The sequence below is a fragment of the Streptomyces muensis genome (genome assembly GCF_021474425.1).
Lineage (GTDB): Bacteria > Actinomycetota > Actinomycetes > Streptomycetales > Streptomycetaceae > Streptomyces > Streptomyces muensis.
Genome location: NZ_JAKEIP010000057.1, coordinates 1 through 17766, shown reverse-complemented (window position 1 = coordinate 17766; position 17766 = coordinate 1). Strand labels below are relative to the sequence as shown.

General features: G+C 69.7%; 13 protein-coding genes. 5 read left to right on the top strand and 8 right to left on the bottom strand.

The window, feature by feature from the left end; all coding sequences use genetic code 11:
* Positions 1-8 precede the first annotated feature (8 nt).
* Both L0P92_RS16500 and L0P92_RS16495 read right to left on the bottom strand, forming a co-directional pair.
* Complete coding sequence (locus L0P92_RS16500) at positions 9-2678, bottom strand: cellulose binding domain-containing protein (RefSeq protein WP_234763468.1); 2670 nt, start codon at positions 2676-2678, stop codon at positions 9-11.
* 245 nt (positions 2679-2923) lie between these two features.
* The gene (locus L0P92_RS16495) at positions 2924-5839 is read right to left on the bottom strand and encodes a glycoside hydrolase family 48 protein (RefSeq protein WP_234763467.1); all 2916 of its coding nucleotides are present in this window, start codon (positions 5837-5839) and stop codon (positions 2924-2926) included.
* A 366-nt stretch (positions 5840-6205) separates the two neighbouring features.
* Here L0P92_RS16495 and L0P92_RS16490 point away from each other — a divergent pair, with 366 nt between their 5' ends.
* Positions 6206-7924: a glycoside hydrolase family 6 protein gene (locus L0P92_RS16490; RefSeq protein ID WP_234763466.1), complete on the top strand. Its 1719-nt coding sequence runs from the start codon at positions 6206-6208 to the stop codon at positions 7922-7924.
* Positions 7925-8009: 85 nt separating this feature from the next.
* Here the strand turns inward: L0P92_RS16490 and L0P92_RS16485 are convergent, their stop codons facing one another.
* Positions 8010-8780 (bottom strand): phytanoyl-CoA dioxygenase family protein, encoded by a 771-nt coding sequence (locus L0P92_RS16485; protein ID WP_234763465.1) that lies wholly within the window; start codon positions 8778-8780, stop codon positions 8010-8012.
* Positions 8781-8925: 145 nt separating this feature from the next.
* On the opposite strand from L0P92_RS16485, the gene L0P92_RS16480 reads away from it, so the two are divergent.
* Positions 8926-9825 (top strand): class I SAM-dependent methyltransferase, encoded by a 900-nt coding sequence (locus L0P92_RS16480; protein ID WP_234763464.1) that lies wholly within the window; start codon positions 8926-8928, stop codon positions 9823-9825.
* A 100-nt stretch (positions 9826-9925) separates the two neighbouring features.
* Positions 9926-10657, top strand: a complete 732-nt coding sequence (locus L0P92_RS16475) for an SDR family oxidoreductase (protein WP_234763463.1) — start codon at positions 9926-9928, stop codon at positions 10655-10657.
* 4 nt (positions 10658-10661) lie between these two features.
* On the opposite strand, the gene L0P92_RS16470 is transcribed toward L0P92_RS16475, so the two are convergent.
* Complete coding sequence (locus L0P92_RS16470; RefSeq protein WP_234763462.1) at positions 10662-11357, bottom strand: glycoside hydrolase family 75 protein; 696 nt, start codon at positions 11355-11357, stop codon at positions 10662-10664.
* 122 nt (positions 11358-11479) lie between these two features.
* Here L0P92_RS16470 and L0P92_RS16465 point away from each other — a divergent pair, with 122 nt between their 5' ends.
* Positions 11480-12091, top strand: a complete 612-nt coding sequence (locus L0P92_RS16465; RefSeq protein WP_234763461.1) for a hypothetical protein — start codon at positions 11480-11482, stop codon at positions 12089-12091.
* Between the two features lie 81 nt (positions 12092-12172).
* On the opposite strand, the gene L0P92_RS16460 is transcribed toward L0P92_RS16465, so the two are convergent.
* The 3 genes from L0P92_RS16460 to L0P92_RS16450 all read right to left on the bottom strand — a co-directional run bounded on the left by L0P92_RS16460 (position 12173) and on the right by L0P92_RS16450 (position 16211).
* Entirely contained in the window at positions 12173-13006 is an 834-nt protein-coding gene (locus L0P92_RS16460; protein ID WP_308289728.1) for an aldo/keto reductase, read from the bottom strand.
* Between the two features lie 103 nt (positions 13007-13109).
* Complete coding sequence (locus tag L0P92_RS16455) at positions 13110-14936, bottom strand: AMP-dependent synthetase/ligase (RefSeq protein WP_234763460.1); 1827 nt, start codon at positions 14934-14936, stop codon at positions 13110-13112.
* Between the two features lie 411 nt (positions 14937-15347).
* The gene (locus L0P92_RS16450) at positions 15348-16211 is read right to left on the bottom strand and encodes a LysR substrate-binding domain-containing protein (protein ID WP_234763459.1); all 864 of its coding nucleotides are present in this window, start codon (positions 16209-16211) and stop codon (positions 15348-15350) included.
* A gap of 194 nt (positions 16212-16405) precedes the next feature.
* Between L0P92_RS16450 and L0P92_RS16445 the strand changes: the two genes are divergently transcribed.
* On the top strand, positions 16406-17461 hold the full coding sequence (locus tag L0P92_RS16445; protein WP_234763458.1) for a bile acid:sodium symporter family protein: 1056 nt from the start codon (positions 16406-16408) through the stop codon (positions 17459-17461).
* Here L0P92_RS16445 and L0P92_RS16440 read toward each other — a convergent pair.
* Positions 17397-17766: DUF5005 domain-containing protein (locus L0P92_RS16440; protein WP_505016541.1), on the bottom strand; the 370-nt coding region annotated here is incomplete at its 5' end. The genes L0P92_RS16445 and L0P92_RS16440 overlap by 65 nt on opposite strands.

The window sequence follows — 17766 nt, the reverse complement described above, 5'->3', positions numbered from 1 at the left end:
GCCTCGGTTCAGCTCACCGTGCAGGTCTGCTCGCCCAGCTTGAACGCCGCAGGCTCGGCGTTCGTCCCCGACCAGCTCCCCGTGAAGCCGAAGCTCACGGACGAGCCGGCCGCCACACTGCCGTTCCAGCCCACGTTCCTCGCGCTCACCGCCGAACCGGACTGCGTGTGCTCGGCGTTCCACACCTGAGTGATCCGCTGCCCGTCCGCGAAGGACCAGCCGAGGGACCAGCCGCTCCAAGCGGCCGAACCGGTGTTGGACAGCTGTACGTCGGCCTGGAATCCGCCCGACCACTGGTTGGTGACCTTGTACGTCACCGCGCAGGCGCCGGTCGGCGTGGGGTCGGGATCCGGGTCGGGGTCCGGATCGGGATCCGTGCTGCCGCCGTCGGCCGTCTCGCCGTAGATGACGCCCCGCCCGTTGGTCGCCACGTACACCCGCCCGTACACCCGGGGGTCACCCGTGATCGCCGCGCCCGTCCAACCCCACTGGTGGGCGTCGTCGTTGACACGGGTCCAGGTCGCGCCCTTGTCGGTGGAGCGGAAGATACCGCGCACTCCGGCGATCTTCGCGCTGACGTACAGGGTCTGGTACGACGCTCCCGGCGCCGCCTTGCCGAAGCCGACCGCGTCGGCCTGCTCGACGTTCGAGAGCTTGGTGAAGCTCGCGCCGCCGTCCGTCGAGTGCCACAGACCGTACGCCCCGTCCGGCGCGCCGCCCGCCAGCCACACCTCCCCCTTCACACCGGGCAGCGCCTTGAAGCGCACACTGTCCCCGCTCGGCAGCCCGGCCGCCGAGGACGCCGTGAAGGTCGCGCCGCCGTCCGAACTGACGTAGAACTTCCCGGACTTGAAGCCGTAGAACGTCGTCGGGTCGACCCGGTCCGACTCGACGATCGCCCCGGCCGGGATCCCGCTCGACGCCTGCCAGGAGTTGCCGAACCCGGTCGCGTACTGCACACCCGTACCGGCCGGGCTCCACACGAACCGGCTGCCGTCCGCGGCCGCGGCGACCGTGCCGCCGCCGCTGACGCCCGAAGGGTCGGTCCCGGCGAACCAGTTGGCGCCGTTGTCCGTCGAGAAGGCGATGTGCGGACCGGAGTCGAGGTTGCCGACCCGTACGACGGTGTTCGGGCTGGACTCGGCGTAGTCCAGGCTCGTCGTCGTGGTGAAGTTCGGCTGGGTGAACATCATCGACGGCACCTTGGTGAGGTCCGTGTGCCGGAAGCCGCCGATGTCACCCAGCGCGCTGAGCAGCGGTGCGCCCGAGGGCGGCGAGGCGAGGTCGTTGACGGCCGTCTCCTCCAGGCCCTGCACCATCGGCCTGATGGTGAACCGGCTCCCGCTGTCCCACTTCGTCAGGTCCTCGGTGCCGTAGATCGTCGCGCCCGTCCCGTACATCATCCGGTTCGAGTCGAACGGGTCGATCTCCAGCGCCTCCGTCATCCAGCCCAGCTTCGGCGTCTCCTCGGGCGGCGACGGGTTGGCGCCCCACGTCAGCCACGGCGACGACGAGACGTCCATCGTGTACCGGTTGGCGCGGCTGGGATACGACGTGTAGTCCCACGCCTTCGTCCACGTCCCGCCGCTGTCCGTCGAGCGGAAGATCTGGGTGTCCGGCCACCAGGAGCTGTACGCCGTCGCCATCACGGTCCCCGGCTTCTGCCGGTCGACGGTCAACCCGGCGAAACCGTAATAGGTGTCCGCCTCGGCGACCGGGCTGATGTCCGTCCAGGTGCCGGACGCCGTCGCGTACCGCCACAGCCGGCCCTTGCCGCCGTCGTACGGCCCGCCCTTGTCGCTGTAGGCGAGATACAGATAGCCGTTCGCCGCGTCCAGGACACCCTTGTGCGCCAGGTATCCCGTCGGCTGGCCGGCGACCCGCGACCAGGTGGCGCCGGCGTCCGTCGAGCGATAGACGGCGTTGTCCTTGTCGGCGACCCCCACGTAGATGGTCTTCGTGGCGCTCCCGGAGGTCCCCGTGGACTCGTCGAAGGTGACCCAGACGATTCCCTGGTTGTCGCTGGCGTACCCGCTGGTGTCGCTCGGATCCTGCACGTAGTTCCCGACGTTGGGGAAGTCGGTGACCTGCGACCAGCTGGCCCCGGAGTCCGTCGACCGCCACAGCCCCTCGCCGCTGGGCGCGCCCAGATACAGCACGCTGTTCCTGTTCGGATCGACCGCCAGCCGCTCACCCATGCCGCGCCCCGGCATGTTGCCGCCCAGCTTGAACGGCAGATCCGCCTTCTGCCAGCTCGCGCCCCGGTCGGAGGAGCGCATCACTGCGCCGTTCGTCGGATCCCAGTTGTTGGTGTACGTCCCGACCGCCGCGTACACCTTGTCCGGGTCCACGGAGTCGGACGCCAGACTCACCACGCCCGTATGCCCCCAGTCGTCCCACCCGACCGAGTCCAACAACGGCGTCCACGTCTTCGAGGCCTGCTGCCAACGGTAGGCTCCGCCGATGTCCGTACGGGCGTAGGCGAGGTTCTTCTCCTTCCGGTTGAACACGATGCCGGGCACGAAACCGCCGCCGTCGATGCGGGCGTTCTTCCAGGTGTAGCTGTCGGCACTGATCGACACCTCCGGCGCGGCCGGGGCGGCGAGCGCGGAGGGGGTACCGGCGAGCAGGCCGGCCGCGAGCGCCAACACGGTGGTGAGGATGCGGGTTCTTCGCACGGTGGGGTCCTTCCTTGGAGAGGAACGCGCGACGACCGGGCGGCCCCCAGTGCGGGAGGGGGCCGCCCGGCGGTTCGGCCTCGCCGTCAGGTGACGAGACCACTTACGCGGAGCCTTCAAGCGGTTCCGCGAAACGCCGTGACCTGCCACGCCCTGTTTTCAGGGGCGCGGGGAACTGCGCGACTAGCCACAGCGGGCCCGCAGGCAAGTCACGGCCTCTTGGCGGAGCGCTTGGCGGGGGCTGGTTATTCGAGCAGCTCCGCGTAAGAACCCATGGCCAACGCAATGTCCGCCTGGGCCCAGAACCGGTGATACGTGAACGACGGCGCCGCCCCACCCGCGAGGTACGCCTCGATCTTCGACCACGCCGGATCGTCCTCGTAGAACGACCGGATCGACTCGAAGGTCGACGACGAGTTGATCGCGTCACCGTTCGGCATGGTGCCCGTCCAGCCGCTCGGGATGTAGACCGGATCGTCGAAGCGGTTGTAGTCGGCGCGGGTCTCCGGAACGGCGATACCGAGATCGTCCTGGTAGTTGTCCCACATGCCGTCCAGCAACGCCTTCGCCGTCGTCGCGGCAGCCGTGTCACCGGAGCGGTCGGCGTAGTACGTCAGGGTCTTGGCGTACGCGGCCGCCACACCGACGTCGTTCGTGTAGTCGGCGACGGTGACATGAAGCCCGTTGTTGGCGCCCGGACTTGAGGCGTTCCAGGTGTCGGGCTGCCCCGACCACTGAAGCGTCGACGGAATCCGGTACGTACCGTCCGGGTTGACGGTCGTCTCGGACAGCGCCCAGTCGACCCACTTGTCGAGGACGGCCTTCGCGGCCGCGTTCCCCGTCTGCTGGTAGTACTCGGCCACCCGCTCCATCGACCACGCCTGGAAGCCGAACCACTGGTTGGACGGCGGGTCGTGGTAGACGGGCTGCTGGTCGTAGTACATGCCGTAGAAGGTCGACTTGCCCGCGGGCGGCGTCGCGTACCGGCCCGCCCAGCTGTTGGTCGCACCGCCGGCGATGGCGCCCTCGCTGGACTGCAGCCAGCGATAGAACTCGACCTGCCGCTCCAGGGACTTGGCCCAGTCCGCCTGCCCCGTCGCCGACTTGGGCTTCAGGTCGGCGTAGTTGGCCAGGGCGTACGCGGCCATCGGGTTCTGATAGCCGCCGTGCGCATGGCTGGAGCCGATGCGCCAGGCCCAGCCCGCCGAGGTGTCGGTGGCGCCGCCCCAGGCGTAGTACCAGGAGAGCAGGTAGAACGAGGCGTCCTTGCCGGTGCCGGCCGGGCAGGACGAGGGGCCCACACAGTTGCCGACCTTCTTGAAGTACTTGTCGTACATCGCGTAGCGCAGATAGTCGCCCATCTTCGCGGCCTTGGCGACGGTCGCGGAGATCTGAGCGCCCTTGCCCTGCTCGTCGGCCCACTTGTCGGCCCAGTACGCGGCCTGCACCGCACGCGCGTCGGCGTCCGGGGCGTTGGTGAACTTCCACTGCTTGGCGTAGGAGGCGTCACCGGTGAACAGGTCCAGGTACCCGTTCTTCCCGCCGTACTTGAACTGGTCGCAGGTCGGCTGCGGCACGGTCTCCCACACCGACTCCTGCGCGCCGCGCTGGAAGGTGTTGATGTACGACGGCCCGGTGTCGCTCGGCCCGGCCTCGCACTTGCCCGGTGAGTTGCCGTAGCCGTAGGTGTTGTCGACGTCCTGCAGCCAGTGCATGCCGTAGACGTCGTCCGTGCCGTACGCCGACTTCAGCTCACCGGCGATCGGGTCGGACCCGACCGACACCCCGGTGTCCAGCTTCGCCGGATACTCGTTCGGCGTGTCCAGCTCGGGCGCGTAGGTCGCCGGCTTGGAGGCGTTGTAGAAGGAGTTGGTCGGCTGGTCGGCGTGGGTGGGGATCATGTACTTCTCCATGATCTCCCAGGCCCCGTTGAACTTGGACCAGTCGCCCGTGACCTTGCCGTACATGGCCTGCAGCCAGAGAAGGTAGCTGTACGCCTCCGACGTGGTCTCATGGCCGTGGTCCGGCGCCTCGACGATCAGTGTCTCCACCGAGTGGTAGGGAATGCCCTCGGGTGAGAAGTAGCCGTTCGCCGGGTTGGTGATCTTGCCGTACAGCTCCAGGAAGCGGGCGTCGTACGCCTTCGTCGCCGCGATCTGGGTCACCGTGACCGACGCCTTCGCGTGCCCGGTGGCCGTCGACTCGAAGGTCGCCGCGCCGGTGCCGGAGCTGTCGGCCGTGATGGTCACCTGCTGGGCGGTGTTCCAGTTCGAGGGGGTGAAGGTGAGCGAGGCGCCGCCGCTCACCGACAGACCCGAGTTGCCGCCGGTGCGGGTGGTGGTGACGGTGACGTTCGACGACGGCTGGGTCGACAGCTTGACGTCGTACGAGGCCGACTTGCCCTGCTGAACGGGGAGTTGGGTCTGAGAGGTCACCACGGCGGGACCCGAGGCGACCGTGACGCCGACCGGCGTGGACTCCGCGGACGCGCCCTGGCTGTCGTACGCCTTCGCCAGCAGTGAATGACTGCCCACGGTCAAGCTGGAGACCGAGAGCGAGTACGGCGCCGTGGAGTCGGTGCCCAGCAGCGTGGTGTTGTCGTAGAACTCGACCTTGCTGATGGTGGCGTTGTCGGCGGCCGCGGCGGTGGCCGCGAGCGGGACGGCGTCGCCCTGGGTGTAGACGGCGCCCGCCGCCGGGCTGGTCAGCACGGTGATGGGGGGTTGGTGGGCGCCGGTGCAACTGGTGCCGTTGACCGCGAAGTTCGTGGGAGCGGCGTTGGCGCCGCTGTAGCTGAACTGCGCGCCCGTGGTGACCGCGGCCCCGGCGGCGATCCGCCCGTTGTGGCCGGCGTCCTTCACGGTGATCGACTGGCCGGACTGGGACCAGGTGCCGTTCCAGCCGTTGCCGAGCTTCTGGTTGCCGGCGTAGCTGTACGTCAGCGTCCAGCCGTCGATGACGTCCGTACCGCGGTTGGTGATCGTCAGATCCGCGGTGAAGCCGGAGCCCCAGTCGTTGGCCTTGTAGTCGACACTGCACTGAAGTGCCGCGGCCTGGGCGGGCGTCGAGTTCGTGCCCACCATGGCCAGGGGGAGTGCCAGGGCCGCCGCGACGGCGGTCCACAACCGTCGCGCGGTTCTGCGTCTGCGTGGGGGATGCACGTGCTGGTTCCTCCTTGCGGCTCGGAGAAGTCAAGGCTTGAACCAGTGGGAGCGCTCCCATAGTGGGGATGGGGGTGCAAGGGGTCAAGGTGCTTGAAGAGTCGAAAAGATTCGACGGATTTAGTTGAGGGAAAGTCAGCGACTCCTCTGTCCTTTACCGTCACTTGGCGCTAGCTTCATTGACACCAGTGGGAGCGATTCCATCAGTCGACGCGTCCGTCACGGAGCGCTGATCTGCAAGGAGTCGCTCATGCGACACCCCCCGCGTTCAGTACTTCTAGCCGTCGCCGGCATCTCCTCCTTGCCTCTTGCGCGCCCTGCACGGATGAACCGTCAGCACCCGCGACCAAGAAGGAACCCGCACTCATGAGTCGTACCAGAACTGCGATGCTCGCCGCCCTGGCGCTCGTCGCCGGGGCCTCGGGGACCGCGCTCGCCGCGTCCGCCCCCGAGGACGTCGGCACGGCGGCCGTCCCCTGCACCGTCGACTACAAGGTGCAGAACCAGTGGGACACCGGCTTCACCGCCGCCGTGACGGTCACCAACCAGGGCTCCGCCAAGTCCAACTGGTCGGTGAAGTGGTCGTACGCCGGAAACCAGAAGGTCACCAGCGGCTGGAACGCGAAGATCAGCCAGAGCGGCGCCGCCGTCACCGCCACCAACGAGACCTACAACGGGACCCTGTCGACCGGCGGTTCGGTCAGCTTCGGCTTCCAGGGCTCCTACAGCGGCACCAACGCCGTCCCGGCCACCTTCACCCTCGACGGCGTGACCTGCAACGTCGACGACGGCGGCGGCCCCACGGATCCGCCGGACCCGGACCCGACCGGCCCCAAGGTCGACAACCCGTACTCCGGCGCCAAGGTGTACGTGAACCCGGAGTGGTCCGAGAAGGCCGCCGCCGAACCGGGCGGCAGCCGGATCGCGGGCCAGCCGACCGGTGTCTGGCTCGACCGGATCGCCGCCATCAATGGTGTCAACGGCGGCATGGGTCTGCGCGACCACCTCGACGAGGCCCTCACCCAGAAGGGCTCCGGCGAACTCGTCGTCCAGCTGGTCATCTACAACCTGCCGGGACGCGACTGCGCCGCCCTCGCCTCCAACGGTGAGCTCGGTCCGACGGAGCTCGGCCGGTACAAGACCGAGTACATCGACCCGATCGCCGCGATCCTCGCCGACCCGAAGTACGCCGCGCTGCGGATCGTCACCACGATCGAGATCGACTCGCTGCCGAACCTGGTCACCAACACCGGCAGCCGTCCGACGGCCACGCCCGCGTGCGATGTCATGAAGGCCAACGGCAACTACCAGAAGGGCGTCGGCTACGCCCTGAACAAGCTCGGTGACGCGGCCAACGTCTACAACTACATCGACGCCGGCCACCACGGCTGGATCGGCTGGGACGACAACTTCGCCGCCAGCGCCACGGTGATGAAGGAGGCGGCCACCTCCGAGGGAGCCACCGTGAACGACGTGCACGGGTTCATCGCCAACACGGCGAACTACAGCGCGCTGAAGGAGAACAACTTCACCATCAACGACTCGGTGGGCGGCAAGTCCGTCCGTGAGTCGAAGTGGGTGGACTGGAACCGGTACACCGACGAGCTGTCCTTCGCGCAGGCCTTCCGCCAGCAGTTGGTCACGACCGGCTTCAACTCCGGTATCGGCATGCTGATCGACACGTCGCGCAACGGGTGGGGTGGGTCCGCGCGGCCCGCCGGGCCCGGGGCGATGACCGACGTCGACACGTATGTCGACGGCGGGCGGTACGACCGGCGTATCCATGTCGGGAACTGGTGCAACCAGTCCGGGGCGGGGCTCGGTGAGCGGCCGCAGGCCAGTCCTGCGGCCGGGATCGACGCGTACGTCTGGATCAAGCCTCCGGGCGAGTCCGACGGGGCGAGCAAGGAGATCCCGAACGACGAGGGCAAGGGCTTCGACCGGATGTGCGACCCGACGTACACCGGTAACCCGCGGAACGGGAACAACATGTCCGGTGCGCTGCCGGACGCTCCGCTGTCGGGGCACTGGTTCTCGGCGCAGTTCCAGCAACTGATGCAGAACGCGTATCCGCCGTTGTCGTGATGCGTTGACTGCGGGTGCGGGCGGACTGTGGCTGGTCGCGCAGTTCCCCGCGCCCCTTTGGGGCGTTGTAGTCGCCGGGGTTTGGTCAGTTCTCTTGGGCCAGGCCCCGGCGGATTGCGAACTCGACCGCTGAATAGTTGCCGTCGGGGCGCTCCAGCTCCAAGGGGACCGATGGGTGGAGGGGTGGCTGGGCCATGAAGCGGGGGCGGGTGCCGTGGTTCGGTTGGGCCGCGTGGACCAGGAAGGGGTGGCAGAGGTAGACGTCGCCGGGGTTGCCGGTGGCGTGGGCGACGGGGCGGTGGGCGGAGGCCTCGGCGACCTTCGGGCCGAGTTCGAGGAACGAGGCGCCCGTTTCGCCGTACGGTGCCAGGACCGGAGGTACGTCGAGATGGGAGCCGACCCGGATGCGGGTCGGGGCGTTCTCCTCGGTGACCTCGCTGAACAGGAACAGCATCAGCAGGGCGCGGTCCTTCGAGCGCAGGTTGGTGTGGGGGTGCTCGGCGCCCTCGGGGGCGAAGCTGGCCTCGATGTGCCAGCCCGCGTCGTCCGGTTCCTCCGCGTGCGGGAACCGCAGCGGGAAGGTCCCCAGCGAGTAGCGCGACTGCCAGCGGTCCTCACCCACCAGGAGATCGAAGGCCTCGTGCAGCACGGGCGTGTTGACGGCAGCGGCGAACGGGCCCTGCGCCATGTCGTACACCCAGTGCACGGGGTCCTTCCAGGTGCCCGGGTCCTCCGGGTCGTATCCCGTCTCCCGCCACAGCATCCGCGCGCAGTGCTCGGCGACACGGGGCGGAAAGGCCCCCTCGATCTTCACGAACCCGTCCTTGAGGAACCGCTCCACCATCTCGTCGTCCATCAGGCCATCGTGGGCGACCGACGCCCGAGGCGCACCCCATTTTTCTTTGCCCTGTTTTTGCCGCTACGGCAAGGACAGTGGCCCGGGGGCCATGCCTCGGAGCACCCTTGCGGCATCCGGACGCGAGGACGAGAGGCGGACCCCCATGGCTCACGACCCCCACGGGCATCACCAGCGGCACGCGCACCCGCACCACGACCACACCGACATCGACTGGGAGGAGATGGGCCCGCTCCTGGAGACGCAGGCGGAGCTGTTCACACCGCTGTACGAGCACGCCATGGCGTGGCTCGCCAAGCGGCAGACCGAGCCGGGGCTGGTCGTCGACGTGGGCAGCGGGCCCGGCGTCGTCGCGTGTCTGCTCGCCGACACCTTCCCCGGCGCCCGGATCGTCGCCGTCGACGGATCCGCGCCGCTCCTCGCCCGGGCCCGGGCCCGCGCCGAGCGACTCGGTGTCGCCGACCGCTTCGGCACCCTCACCGGTGAACTCCCCGACGTCCTGGACGAGTTGGACTACCCCGCCGATCTGCTGTGGGCCGGCCGCAGTCTGCACCATCTCGGTGACCAGCGCGCCGCCCTCGCCGCGTTCGCCGGCCGCCTCACGCACGGCGGCACGCTGGCCCTCCAGGAAGGCGGCCTGCCGACCCGGTTCCTGCCGCGCGACCTCGGCTTCGGACGGCCCGGACTGCAGGCGCGGCTCGACGCACTGGAGGCGGACTGGTTCGCCGCGATGCGCGCGGACCTGCCCGGCTCGGTCACCGAGACCGAGGACTGGCCGGCCCTGCTCACCGCCGCCGGCCTGCGGCCCACCGGCACCCGCACCTTCCTCCTCGACCTGCCCGCACCCACCACGGACCGCGCCCGCGCCTATGTCGCCGCCCATCTGACCCGCCTCCGCGAGGGCGTCGGCGAGGCCCTCGACGCCGACGACCGCGCGACCCTCGACCGGCTCCTCGACCCCGACGACAAGGCGAGCGTGCACCACCGCGCGGATGTGTTCGTGCTCGCGGCGCAGACGGTGTACACGGCCGTACGGACGAGGTGACACCGAGCCGTCACCTGCGGGCCTTGACTTCGAGAACTCTCCAAGTGGTGGACTCCCCGTCGTCCGAACCGTCGATCGCACGGAACACAGGGGGATCACCATGACCGGCTCCATCACGACCGGCTCCATCACGACCGACTCTCCGGTCGCGCTCGTCACCGGCGGCGGCAGCGGCATCGGCGCCGCCGTCGCACGGCGGCTGTTGGACGACGGGTACCGGGTCGCCGTCACCGGCCGCGGCGAGGCGCGACTGCGCGGCTTCGCCGCGGAACTCGGGGACCCCGAGGGGCTGTTGACGGTCGTCGGGAACGCGGCCGAGTACGCCGACGTCCAGGCGGCCGTGGACGCCACGCTCAAGGCGTTCGGCCGACTGGACACGGTCGTCGCCAACGCCGGTTTCGCCACCCACGACACGGTGGCCGAGGGCGACCCGGCCGGCTGGACCGAGATGGTGCTGACCAACGTCCTCGGTCCGGCCCTGCTGATCCGCGCCTCCGTCGACGCCCTGAAGGAGACCCGGGGCCGGATCGTCCTCGTCGGCAGCGTCGCCGGGTTCGTGCCCGGTCCCGGCAACATCTACGGGGCGACGAAGTGGGCGGTGACGGGGCTGGCGGAGAACACCCGGCGGCAGGTGACCGACTGGGGCATCGGCGTGACCCACATCGCGCCGGGCCGTGTGGAGACACCCTTCTGGGACAGCTACGGCAGCTTGCCGCCCGGCCGTCTGCTGACCGCCGACCAGATCGCCGACTCCGTGGTGTGGGCCGTCCGGCAGCCCGACGGCGTGGACGTCAACACCGTCGTCGTACGGCCGATCGGACAGCCCAACTGACGGCTCAGTCGCTCTGAACGAACTCCCTCGCCAGCCTCTCGCCCAGCGCGACCGCCGCCTCATGGCTCTCGATGGGCGAGACGCGGGAGCCCTTGAACAGGATGTACGTCACGCCTGACGCGGTGCCGCCGGTGGCGGGGTCGGGGTCGATGCCGAGGGCCTCGGCGGCGGCGTAGGAGGCCTCGCCGATGATCCGCCGCGGGCCGGTGTCGCCGACGACCGCGTACACGAGCCGGTCGTCGTGGATGACCGCGGCCACCGCGCCGCCCTCGACACCGGCGGCGAAGTGGTCCCAGATGTCGCTGACGCCGGGGACGACGACGAAAGGCAGGGCGTCGGACCGCAGCGGCTCGCCGTCGGACTGGTGGAACGCCGTGTCGGGCAGGAACCAGGGGTCGGTGGCCTCGTTGCACTTGGCGGTGCGCCGGCCGTCGCAGTCGATGTCCATGTCGGCCGTCCAGAAGACGGCGCCGCGCGCCCCGCACACCGGCACGGTGGCCGCACTCGTCTCGTCGGTGCGGTACAGGCCGTTGGAGACCTGATCGCAGGACGCCACCTTCGCGAGCAGCTCGGCCGCGCCGACCGGCTCCTCCTGCGCGAACGGCGGGTCCGGGACGCCGGAGGCGACGGCGGGCAGCAGCCCGGCGGCGAGCAGCGCGGCGCCGCAGGCCGCGGCCACGGTGAGGGATCGGATGCGCACGGGGGTGGATCCTCCTGGATAGGAAAGCTTCCTTACTGACGCTCATTGCGGCGCCATCACCCCAGTAGAAGACTGGACATACCGAAGCTTTCGGATATCTGCCCGAGCTTCCGGGAGGTGTCATGTTCGTACGCGCCATCTACACGACCGGCGATCCCACGAAGATCGACACGGCCATCAGGGCATTGAACACACAGGGGCGGGAGCTGCTGGAGGACCGTCCGGGATACCGCGGAGCCAGTGTCTTCGTGGACCGCACACTCGGGAAACTGCTCGCGGCGAGCTGGTGGGAGTCGGAGCAGGCCCGGCAGAACAGCGACGAGGTGCTGCGTGAGCGGCGGACGGCCATGCTGGAGCCGTTCCTGGGGACGGTGGCGGTCGAGAACTACGAGGCGTTGGTCTTCCACCAGGTCCGGCAGCCGGAGACGGGAGGCGGACTGCGGGTCACCAGGCTGGAGTTCGATCCGATGGACACGGACCTGCTCGCCGACACGTTCCGGGCGAGCGTGGTGCCCAGGCTCGACACCCTCGCGGGGCTGGCCAGGGCGTCCCTGCTGGTCGACCGGGAGCGGGGACGCGGGATGGTCGGTGTGCTCTTCGTCGACCAGGCGTCCCTGGCGGCGTCCCGCGCGGCCCAGGCGGCGGCCAGGCACGAAGGGGCGGCCAAGGCCCATGTGACCGTGACCGGGCTGGAGGAGTTCGAGGTCGTCCTCTCCGACGTGCGGGGCGACTGAATCGACCCGAACGCACGCGCGACGACCTCCGCCCGCCGCTCACAGAGCCGAGCGGCGGGCGGGAGGGCGGTGTTACGGGCGTCAGTCCTGGAGCGTGGCCGGGTCCGGGCCGATCCGCCGGTCCTCGTTCAGCGCGCTGATCGCCGCGAGGTCCTCGTCGTCCAGGCTGAAGTCGAAGACCTCGATGTTCTCCTTGATCCGCGACGGCGTCACGGACTTCGGGATCACGACGTTGCCCAGCTGCAGGTGCCAGCGCAGCACGACCTGCGCCGGGGTGCGCCCGTGCTTCTGCGCGATGGCGACGATCGCCGGGACCTCCAGCAGACCCTTGCCCTGGCCGAGCGGCGACCAGGCCTCGGTGGCGATGCCCTGCTCGGCGTGGAACTCACGGGAGGCACGCTGCTGAAGGTGCGGGTGCAGCTCGATCTGGTTGACCGCCGGGATCACGGAGGTCTCGCCGAGCAGCCGCTCCAGGTGCTCCGGGAGGAAGTTGGAGACACCGATGGCACGGACCCGGCCGTCGGCGTGCAGCTTCTCGAAGGCCTTGTACGTGTCCACGTAGGTGCCCCGGGCGGGCAGTGGCCAGTGGATGAGGTACAGGTCGATGTAGTCCAGGCCGAGCTTCGCCAGCGACGTGTCGAACGCGCGCAGCGTGGCGTCGTATCCCTGGTCGCTGTTCCAGAGCTTGGTGGTGACGAAGACGTCCTCGCGGGGCAGGCCGGCGGCGGCGATGGCCTTGCCGGTGCCCTCCTCGTTGCCGTAGATCGCCGCTGTGTCGATGCTGCGGTACCCGGCCTCCAACGCGGTGGCGACCGCCCGCTCCGCCTCGTCGTCCGGCACCTGCCAGACGCCGAAGCCCAGCTGGGGCATCTCGACGCCGTTGTTGAGGATGATCGGGGGGACCTTGCTGCTCACGAGCTCTTGATCCTTACGGTTGTCGTCAGGTGGTACTGACATCGTCAACGATCACGAGGCGTGATGCATTCCTGACCGGAGAATCCGTGGCGATCGGTCGGCCTCAGGCCTGGTACAGCGCCTCGACCTCGTTCGCGTACGCGTTCTCGATCGCCTTGCGCTTCAGCTTCAGCGACGGGGTGAGCAGTCCGTGCTCCTCGGTGAACGGCTGGGCGAGGATACGGAAGGTGCGGATCGACTCGGCCTGCGAGACCAGCGTGTTGGCGGCGACGACCGCGCGTCGCACCTCGGTCTCCAGGTCGGCGTCGCGGACCAGCTGGGCCGGGGTCATCTGGGGCTTGTCACGCATCATCAGCCAGTGCTCGACGGCCTCCTGGTCGAGGGTGACCAGGGCCGCGATGTACGGCCGGTCATTGCCGACGACGATGCACTGCGAGACCAGCGGATGGTCCCGGACGCGCTCCTCCAGCAGGCCCGGCGAGACGCTCTTGCCGCCGGAGGTGACCAGGATCTCCTTCTTGCGGCCGGTGATGGTGAGATAGCCGTCCTCGTCGAGGGAGCCCAGGTCACCGGTGGCGAGCCAGCCGTCGTGCAGGGTCTCGTCGGTGGCCTTCTGGTTGTTGAGGTAGCCCTGGAAGACGTTGGCGCCGTGCAGCCAGATCTCGCCGTCGTCGGCGATGTGCACGGTCATGCCCGGAATGGGCTGGCCGACGGTGCCGTAGCGGGTGCGGTAGGGCGGGTTGGCGGTGGCGGCCGCCGTGGACTCGGTGAGGCCGTAGCCCTCGTAGACATGGACGCCGGCGCCCGCGAAGAACAGCCCGAGCCGGCGGTCCATCCCCGAACCACCGGTCATGGCCTGCTTGATACGGCCGCCCATCGCGGCCCGCATCTTGGCGTAGACGAGCTTGTCGAAGACCTGGTGCTGCATCCGCAGCCCCGCCGACGGGCCGGGCCCGATGCCCCAGGCCTTGGCCTCCATGGCGTCCGCGTACTTCACGGCGACCTCGACGGCCTTCTCGAAGGCGCCCGACCTGCCCTCCTTCTCGGCCTTGCGGCGGGCGGCGTTGAAGACCTTCTCGAAGATGTACGGCACGGCCAGGAAGAACGTCGGCTTGAACGCGGCGAGGTCCGGCAGCAGGGCGGCCGCGTTCATCTGCGGCTGGTGGCCGAAGCGGACCCGGCCGCGGATCGCGGCGACCTGCACCATCCGGCCGAAGACGTGCGCGAGCGGCAGGAACAGCAGGGTCGCCGCCTCGTCGCCCTTCTTGGAGTGGAACACCGGCTCCCAGCGCTCGATGACGGTGTCCGCCTCGTACATGAAGTTGCCGTGCGAGATCACACAGCCCTTGGGGCGGCCCGTGGTCCCCGAGGTGTAGATGATCGTCGCGACCGAGTCGGGGGTGACCGCCTGCCGGTGCCGGTGGACCACCTCGTCGTCGAGATGCGCGCCCGCGTCGTACAGCTCCTGCACGGCGCCCGAGTCCAGCTGCCACAGCTGGTGCAGCCGCGGGAGGCGGTCGATGACGGTGGCGATCGTCATCGCGTGGTCCTCGTGCTCCACGATCGCCGCCGAGCACTCGGCGTCGTACAGCATCCAGAAGCACTGCTCGGCCGACGAGGTGGGGTAGACCGGCACCACCTGCGCGCCGATCGTCCACAGGGCGAAGTCGAAGAGCGTCCACTCGTACCTGGTACGGGACATGATCGCGACCCGGTCGCCGAACCGGATGCCCCGGGCGAGCAGCCCCTTGGCCAGGGCGAGCACCTCGTCGCGGAACTCGGCGGCGGTGACGTCCCGCCACTGCCCGCCCTCGTCCTTGCGGCCGAGGGTGACATACAGCGGGTCCTCCTGGGCATGCTGGAAGACGACGTCGGCCAGGCCGCCCACGGGCGGTGGCAACGCCAACGGAGGGTTGGTGAACTCGCGCAAACCCCGCTCCCCGCTCCCCGTCCGAATGCCTCGCTGACGCTCCGCTCAGCGCCGTGAAAGCTACCCCAACCGCGTTTCGGACGGGAGGGGGCCGGAAATCGACGGGTGCTCAGGTATGCGCTGGTCAGCGTGGGAAAATGCGCTCACATGGGGAAGGGTCGGACAGAAAACTGACGGTTGAGTAAGTTTCGGACCCGTAATCTCCACCGAATCTGTACACGCCCCGATCGCCGGGCACGGGCCCTGTCTTCCATCAGCGTGCGAGCGGCCGAACCGTGTCACACGGGTCCTCTTCTCGGGTGGCCGCGCTGAGGCGCCCCATAGGGGCGCGGGGAACTGCGCGACCAGCCACGATGGCGCCGCAGACAGCAGACGGCATATCGCGGCACAACCCAGCGGAGCGCCTAGCGCCTACCGCCGGTGCAGCCGGTCCCCGCCCGCCAGGATCGCCGCCGCCAACGCGTCCGCCGCCCCTTGCGCCGCCGTACGGCGTGATCCGTGGACCAGGACGAAGTCGACCCGTCCCAGCTCCGGCAGCCCGGCCCGGTCGGGCACCCGCACCAGACCCGGCGGGATCAGTCCCCGCGAGTGCGCCATCACCCCGAGCCCGGCCCGCGCGGCGGCGATCAGCCCGTTGAGGCTGCCGCTGGTGCACACGATCCGCCACTCACGCCCCTCCCGCTCCAGCGCCTCCAGCGCCAGGGCCCTGGTGATGCCCGGCGGCGGGTAGACGATCAACGGCACCGCACGCTCCGGCTCCAGGCGGAGCCGCTCCGCGCCGATCCACACCAGCCGGTCGTGCCAGACCAGCTCGCCCCGCGGCTCCTCGGGACGCCGCTTGGCCAGCACCAGGTCCAGCTTTCCGGCCGCCAGCTGCTCGTGCAGCGTGCCCGAGAGCTCGACCGTCAGCTCCAGGTCGACCTCCGGGTGGTCGTAGCGGAAGCCCTCCAGGATCTCCGGCAGCCGGGTCAGGACGAAGTCCTCGGACGCGCCGAAACGGAGCCGGCCGCGCAGCCGGGTGCCGGTGAAGAACGCCGAAGCCTGCTCGTGCACCTCCAGGATGCGGCGGGCGAAGCCGAGCATCGCCTCGCCGTCCTCGGTCAGCTCCACGGAGTGGGTGTCCCGGGAGAACAGCGGCCGTCCGGTGGCGTCCTCCAGCCGCCGTACGTGCTGGCTGACGGTCGACTGACGCAGGCCGAGGCGGCGGGCGGCCTGGGTGAAGCTCAGGGTCTGCGCCACCGCCAGGAACGTACGCAGATGGGAGGGGTCGTACACGCCTCCCAGGCTACCCGCTGTTATCGCGAAACGTGATGACAGTCAGAGTGGTATGCCGGATTCCCGATCGCTGGTCGCCGGAGGACGATGGAGAGGGCACGTCCGTGCCGGGAACCCGAAGTTCGGCGACACGACAGCCGAGTACGACAGCGAAGTAGTGGAGCACAGTGAAACGCCTGCGATGGCCGCGTTGGATGCCGATCGACCCGTACATCCTGCTGCTGCTCGGGACCGTGGGCCTCGCGGCTCTCCTCCCGGCGCGCGGGACGGCCTCCGACGTGGCGTCCGGTGCCTCCACGGCTGCCATCGCCTTCCTCTTCTTCCTCTACGGCGCCCGGCTGTCCACCCGTGAGGCGATGGACGGACTGAAGCACTGGCGCCTGCATGTCACCGTCCTGGCCTGCACCTTCGTCGTCTTCCCGCTCCTCGGCCTCGCCGCCCGCGGGCTGGTCCCGGTGCTGCTGAACCAACCCCTCTACCAGGGCCTGCTCTTCCTCACCCTCGTCCCGTCGACCATCCAGTCGTCGATCGCCTTCACCTCGATGGCCCGCGGCAACGTGCCCGCCGCGATCTGCGCCGGCTCCTTCTCCTCCCTCGTCGGCATCGTCATCACCCCTCTCCTCGCGGCGGCCGTGCTCGGCGGCAGCGCGGGCGGCTTCTCCGCCGACTCGGTCGTCAAGATCGTGCTGCAGCTGCTGGTGCCGTTCGTCGCCGGGCAGCTGCTGCGCCGCTGGATCGGCGGCTTCGTCGCCCGGCACAAGAAGGTCCTCGGGCTCGTCGACCGCGGCTCGATCCTGCTGGTCGTATACACCGCGTTCAGCGAGGGCATGGTCCAGGGCATCTGGCACCAGGTGAGCCCGGCCCGGCTCGGCGGTCTGCTCGCCGTCGAGGCGGTGCTGCTCGCCGTGATGCTCGCGCTGACCTGGTACGGCGCCAAGGCGCTGCGCTTCAATCGCGAGGACCGCATCGCGATCCAGTTCGCCGGCTCGAAGAAGTCCCTCGCCGCCGGGCTGCCCATGGCCAGCGTCCTGTTCGGCGCGCACGCCTCGCTGGCCGTGCTGCCGCTGATGCTCTTCCACCAGATGCAGCTGATGGTCTGCGCGGTCATCGCCAAGCGCCGCGCCCAGGACACCGAGACCGACACAGAAGCCGACACGGGCACGGTGGCCGATGCCGCCGAGCCGGTCACCGCGTCGGCGCCACCCGCAGCGTCACGAACCGCGGTCGGTACAGGGACACGTTCCGGCTGAGCTGCGCCGTCGCGTCGCCCGTCTCCAGCCAGTTGACGTCGTAGCTCAGCACGAGCCGCCCGTCCCCGCTCAGTTCGGGATGCGTCTGCGGGTTGTAGGCGGCGACCCGGCCGCCCGGCGGCAGCGCCGGGCTGAAGTCCTTCGTCGGCCCGTGCCACGGGCCGGCGGGGGAGCAGGCCCAGTACGACGTGACGGTCGTCAGCCCCTCGGTACCGGCCGCCATCGTGAACAGCACGTACGTCCCGCCCACCCGCGCCACCGAGACCGGGGCCGCCGGGTGAAACGCCACCCCCGCCGCCCCCCTC

Bases quoted from the DNA above. Each gene is read 5' to 3' on its own strand.
- L0P92_RS16490 (WP_234763466.1), top strand. From the start codon at position 6,206: ATGAGTCGTACCAGAACTGCGATGCTCGCCGCCCTGGCGCTCGTCGCC.
- L0P92_RS16485 (WP_234763465.1), bottom strand. From the start codon at position 8,780: ATGGACGACGAGATGGTGGAGCGGTTCCTCAAGGACGGGTTCGTGAAG.
- L0P92_RS16480 (WP_234763464.1), top strand. From the start codon at position 8,926: ATGGCTCACGACCCCCACGGGCATCACCAGCGGCACGCGCACCCGCAC.
- L0P92_RS16475 (WP_234763463.1), top strand. From the start codon at position 9,926: ATGACCGGCTCCATCACGACCGGCTCCATCACGACCGACTCTCCGGTC.
- L0P92_RS16465 (WP_234763461.1), top strand. From the start codon at position 11,480: ATGTTCGTACGCGCCATCTACACGACCGGCGATCCCACGAAGATCGAC.
- L0P92_RS16445 (WP_234763458.1), top strand. From the start codon at position 16,406: ATGCCGATCGACCCGTACATCCTGCTGCTGCTCGGGACCGTGGGCCTC.